Origin of the sequence: Trichloromonas sp., from assembly GCF_041583255.1 — a bacterium.
In the GTDB taxonomy this organism is placed as follows: domain Bacteria; phylum Desulfobacterota; class Desulfuromonadia; order Desulfuromonadales; family Trichloromonadaceae; genus Trichloromonas.
Genome location: NZ_JBFHGD010000233.1, coordinates 1 through 4,823, shown reverse-complemented (window position 1 = coordinate 4,823; position 4,823 = coordinate 1). Strand labels below are relative to the sequence as shown.

Here is a 4,823-nt window from a genome sequence, read left to right as displayed (position 1 = left end):
CGCCTGGGGTACACCCTGTTTTATAATTTCTCCTATTATTCCAGTCACCCCCTGGAAGTCTTTGCCGTTTGGGAAGGGGGGATGAGTTTTCACGGCGGGCTGATCGGGGTGGTGGTTTCCACCCTTGTTTTCTGCATCCGGAACAAACTGCCTGTCCTGTTGGTCGGGGATATCCTGACGGCTGCCGCGACGGTTGGGCTGGGCCTCGGACGTCTGGGAAATTTTATCAACGGCGAACTCTGGGGGCGCGTGACCGACAGTTCCTGGGGGCTGATATTTCCTGGTGCAGGGCTTGAGCCGCGGCATCCAAGCCAGCTTTACGAAGCCTTTTTCGAGGGCCCGGTCCTGTTTCTGCTGTTGTACTTTTTGCATCGACGCAAACCCGCCGAGGGGGTCGTGTTTTTTTCCTTCTTCCTCGGTTACGGCGTAATTCGCTTTTGCATCGAGTTTTTTCGCCAGCCCGATGTCCATCTGGGATTTCTCTGGGGGGGGGCGACAATGGGGCAACTGCTGTCGATGCCGATGGTTCTGATCGGACTTGGCGGTTTGTTTTTTTGCCACGGCAAGGGAAGGCGGGTATGAGTCGGTTCAGAGCTGTAATTTACGATTGCGATGGTGTGCTGTTTGAAAGCCGTCAAGCAAATCTTGCCTATTACAACCGGGTGCAGCAGCACTTCGGCGAACCTCCGGTTCTGCCCGAACAGACGGAACGGGCCCACCTCTGTCATACGGCGGCAAGCCCAAGAGTTTTTGAACTCCTGCTCGGGCCCGAGCGGGTTGAAGCCGCCCTCTCTTTTGCTGCTACGGTCGATTATCGGCAATTTATTCCGTACATGAATCCTGAACCAGGGATGGTCGAAACCCTGGCCGTCCTGGCGCGGGTGTTGCCTTTGGCCGTGGCCACCAACCGCGGCGTCAGCATGCCGGAAATTCTCAGCCATTTCAATCTGGCGAACTACTTCAAGGTCGTCGTCACCAGCCGTGATGTCGCACGGCCGAAGCCTTACCCTGACATGCTGGTCTTGGCCGCCGAGCAGTTGGGCCATGCCCCTGAAGAGTTGCTGTTCATTGGCGATTCCGAGCTGGACCGGGATGCCGCCGCCGCTGCCGGCGTCTGCTTTGCCTCATACAAAAACAGTCTTGGGGCCGATATCGAACTGCATGAGCATGCTCAGTTGCTAGGATTGGTTCTGGGTCAGGATTGAACGGGGCTGGATCCGGCGTCCCTGTTACTGTTGCGGCGGGGAGGGGGAGGGCACTGGTCGGACGGGGGTCAGCTCAGGGATTTTTCCATCTCCAGGACATGCCCATGGGTGTGCTTCTGGTAAGTGACGCGATCCATCAGGGTGCGGATAATATAGATGCCGCGCCCGTGCTCGTCCAGGTTCCTGAAGTTGGGGGCGGGGAGTGAGTTGACGTCAAAGCCCTGTCCCTGGTCATACACCTTGATGTTGAGAATACGGTCCAGGATGGTGATGCTGATGTGGACTTCCTTTTCCGGGTCTCCTTCATTGGCATGCCGGATGGCATTGGCCATGGCTTCGGTCAACACCAGGTTGAGGTGATACGCGAGTTCTTCGCGGTCGCCTTTGTATTTTTTCAGGGTCCGCGCGATGTCTTCGCCGATTTTACCGATCAGCCCCAGGTAGCGAGTCTGGTTCGGGACTTTGATGTCCACCTCGATTTTTTCGTTCATAAATCCCTCAATTGCGAGAGGTCCGGTTGTGCAGGGGGCAGGCGGCTACTGACCCTGCCCCTTGCACAACCAGTTGCTCAGAAACTGGCCAGCGCTTCTGCCGAATCGGGAAATATTTCAAACACCCGGTGCAGCCTGGTCAGCTCGAACATCGATTTGACCTGGGGCTGCAGTCCGCAGAGTTTAAGGTTGCCGTTGCGGGCACTGGCATTCTTGAAGCCGGAAACCAGCGCGCCCAGGCCTGAAGAATCGACGAAGCGCACATCGTGCAGGTCGACGATGATATCGTTTTTCCCCTCCTCAAACAGGGCCAGCATCTGGGTTTTTAATTCGCCGCTGTTGTGGGCATCCAGGCGCTCTTCCTTGACTTCAATGAGAACGGCCGCTCCCTTTTCTTCAATTTTAAGGATCATTTCACGTACCTCCCAGGATATTGATCAATAACGGTTACTCGCGCAAATGGATTGGAACAGCGGCCTCATTGGCGTGCCGCAAGGTCCGGCGCCGCTGAAACGCCAACCGTCTTTTGTGTGACGGTTCTTTAAATAGAGATATTTTAACATGTTCCACAGCCCCGCGCCATGATTCTGTGCTCTGGAGCTGCTTGCTACTCTATTTTCATGACCACCAGGGAAACATCGTCCTTGAAATTCTGCTGTCCGGAAAAAATGCGAACCTGGTCGAGCAGGGTGTTGATAATTTCCTGCGGTGGCAGGTGGTTGTTTTCATTCAGGATAGCGCAGAGGCGCTCCTCGCCGAAAAATCCGCCTTCACGGTTTTCCGCCTCGGTGATGCCGTCTGTGTAGAGGAGCAGGATGTCGCCGGACTGCAACTTGACCTGTTTTTCTTCAAAGGTGACATCGGTTTTTATCCCCAGGATCAAGCCTTCGGCATCGAGGCGCTCACAGGCCTTGGTGCCGCACCGCCAGATCAGCGGCGGGTTGTGGCCGGCGCTGGCATAGGAAATCTGGCGCGTCGCCGCGTGGTACTTGAGATAAAACATGGTGATGAAGAGTTCGGCGTTGGTCAGGTCCTGATAGAAGAATTCGTTGAGGGAACTCATCACGGAACTGGCGCTCGGCAGGCTTTGAGCCTTGGCCTGGATGAATGTTCGGGTTTCCGCCATCATCAGGGCGGCACCGATGTTGTGCCCGGACACATCGGCAATCACCAGGTCGAGGGTGTCTTCGCCCTGGGGCAGGAAATCGTAGTAATCACCTCCCACCTGGCGGGCCGGGACACAGATCCCGGCCAGGCTGATGCCCTGGATGTCGGGGATGGCCCTGGGCAGCAGGCTCAGCTGGATAGCTTTGGCAATCTGCATTTCCCGCTCATGTTCCTTGGCGGAAATAAGTTCTTCCGTCTGGCAGGCGTTGCGCCAGGCTACCCCGACCTGCCCGGCCAGGCTTTTAAAAAGTTCGGTGAATTCGCTGGTGAATATCCCTTTGGCCGATTTGCTGAAGGCCGAAAGGACCCCGATCGGCTGCCCCTCGATGGTAATCGGGGCGTGGGCGAAGGACAGGATCCCTTCGCGGTGAATGACCTGCGCGGTGACCGGTTTTTCGAGGAAATCGGTATCGTTGACCACGGTGACCGAGTTGGTCAGGAAAGTCGTACCGATATAGGTGTCCGTATTGAGGTCCCGTTCGGATTCGCCCAGGTGCTCCGAGCTCATTCCCTGCTGGCTGCGAACCGTCAGGGTCATCTTGCTCTCATCGAGCAGGCGGATGACGCAAAGGTCGAATTTGAACTGCTGCTGCAGCAGTTCAAGGATGTTGTCGAAAATGGTCTGGACGTCTGAACTGCTGGCGGCGACCTGGGCCGCTTCGTAAAGGACGCTGAGTTGCTCCCGGCTGGCGGTTCGACTGAGGGTGACGGTGCCGAAAATGTCGAAGACGTCTTCCATTCGGCTGCCCCGGGTTTCAAGGTAGTTCTCGATGATGATGCGGGCAGGCGCTGCTCCGACCGATCCGGCCAGCGTCCGTTCTGTGAACCGTTTCAGGTTGGGGATGTCATACTCGGAAAGGCTCCCCTTTTCATCGATTTCGCGGTCGCCGATATATTCAGTAATAGCGGTGTGGGCCTGTTTTTCTCCGATGAACTTGGACATCAGGTCGACGAACTCGACTATCGTCGGGGCCTTGCTGATGCGCTTGCGTTGCTGGGGTTCCGTCTTCGGTTGCAGGGCGTCGACGAACTTGACGGCCTGTTCCATCTCGCTCTCGCCGGGGCGGCTGAAGAGGGAGATGGCCAAAAAAGCCCCGAGGTTGAAAAACATGGTCCAGAACAGGGCGTGGGTCCACATGTCGAACCCGTCAAAACCGAACAGGGCCAGCGGTCGCAGAAAATCGAATCCGTACAGGCCCCGATCAATGATGGTCGAATCAAGCCAGCCCGACCGGACAAACGAAGGGACCAACAGGGTGTAGAACCAGATGATGAAGCCGAACACCAGCCCGGTGGTGGCCCCCCGCAGGGTTGCCCTTTTCCAGTAGAGCCCGCCGATCACGGCCGGGGCGAACTGGGTGGCCGCCAGAAACGAGATCAGCCCGATATTGACCAGGGCGTAGGAATCGCCGATGACCAGGTAGAAAAAGTAACCGAGAAAGATGACCGCGATGATGCCGATCCGTTTCAGGTGGATCAGGATGTCCGAAATATCCGACGTGCGGATTTTAAATCTGAGGATAAAGGGCATGATCAGGTGGTTGAGAATCATGGTCGACAGGGCGACCGACGAAACCATGACCATTCCTGCAGAAGCCGAGAAACCGCCGATGAAAACCAGCAGGGAAAGCCAGGGATGCCCGGCGCGGTGGGGGATTTCCATGACGAAATAGTCGGCGTGCGAGACGTCTCCGCCGTTCAGGATCAAGCCGCCCAGGGCGATGGGGATGACGAACAGGTTCATCAGGAACATGTAGGCCGGGAAACGCCACATGGCGCTTTTGATGTGGTCCTCGTTCGAATTTTCGATGACCATGATGTGAAACTGGCGAGGCAGGAACATGAACGCCATCATCGAAATAAAGATCAGCGTGAACCACATGGAATAGGAAATGTTCTCGGTGTCGAGCATGAAGAGGTGCTTGCGTTCAGGAAATTCGGCGATGAATCGGTCGAAAAT

Annotated in this window: 5 protein-coding genes; 2 read left to right on the top strand and 3 right to left on the bottom strand. The window is 56.4% G+C overall.

The window, feature by feature from the left end; translation table 11 throughout:
- Together lgt and ABYV89_RS14575 are read left to right on the top strand one after the other, a co-directional pair.
- On the top strand, positions 1 to 582 hold a 582-nt coding region (gene lgt, locus ABYV89_RS14580), incomplete at its 5' end, for a prolipoprotein diacylglyceryl transferase (RefSeq protein WP_432823665.1).
- Positions 579 to 1,205, top strand: a complete 627-nt coding sequence (locus tag ABYV89_RS14575) for an HAD family hydrolase (protein WP_432823664.1) — start codon at positions 579 to 581, stop codon at positions 1,203 to 1,205. The genes lgt and ABYV89_RS14575, both read left to right, overlap by 4 nt.
- Positions 1,206 to 1,273: 68 nt before the next feature.
- Here the strand turns inward: ABYV89_RS14575 and ABYV89_RS14570 are convergent, their stop codons facing one another.
- From ABYV89_RS14570 to ABYV89_RS14560, 3 genes are all read right to left on the bottom strand, one after another.
- A complete protein-coding gene (locus ABYV89_RS14570; protein ID WP_432823663.1) occupies positions 1,274 to 1,696 on the bottom strand; it encodes an ATP-binding protein in 423 nt (140 codons plus the stop codon).
- 77 nt (positions 1,697 to 1,773) lie between these two features.
- Positions 1,774 to 2,109 carry an STAS domain-containing protein gene (locus tag ABYV89_RS14565; RefSeq protein ID WP_432823662.1) on the bottom strand — a complete coding sequence of 112 codons (336 nt, stop codon included), beginning with the start codon at positions 2,107 to 2,109 and terminating at the stop codon, positions 1,774 to 1,776.
- A 194-nt stretch (positions 2,110 to 2,303) separates the two neighbouring features.
- A partial coding sequence (locus ABYV89_RS14560; RefSeq protein ID WP_432823661.1) for a SpoIIE family protein phosphatase occupies positions 2,304 to 4,823 on the bottom strand: 2,520 nt, incomplete at its 5' end.

Coding starts and splice junctions, on each gene's coding strand:
- ABYV89_RS14565 (WP_432823662.1), bottom strand. CDS start 2,109: ATGATCCTTAAAATTGAAGAAAAGGGAGCGGCCGTTCTCATTGAAGTC.
- ABYV89_RS14570 (WP_432823663.1), bottom strand. CDS start 1,696: ATGAACGAAAAAATCGAGGTGGACATCAAAGTCCCGAACCAGACTCGC.
- ABYV89_RS14575 (WP_432823664.1), top strand. CDS start 579: ATGAGTCGGTTCAGAGCTGTAATTTACGATTGCGATGGTGTGCTGTTT.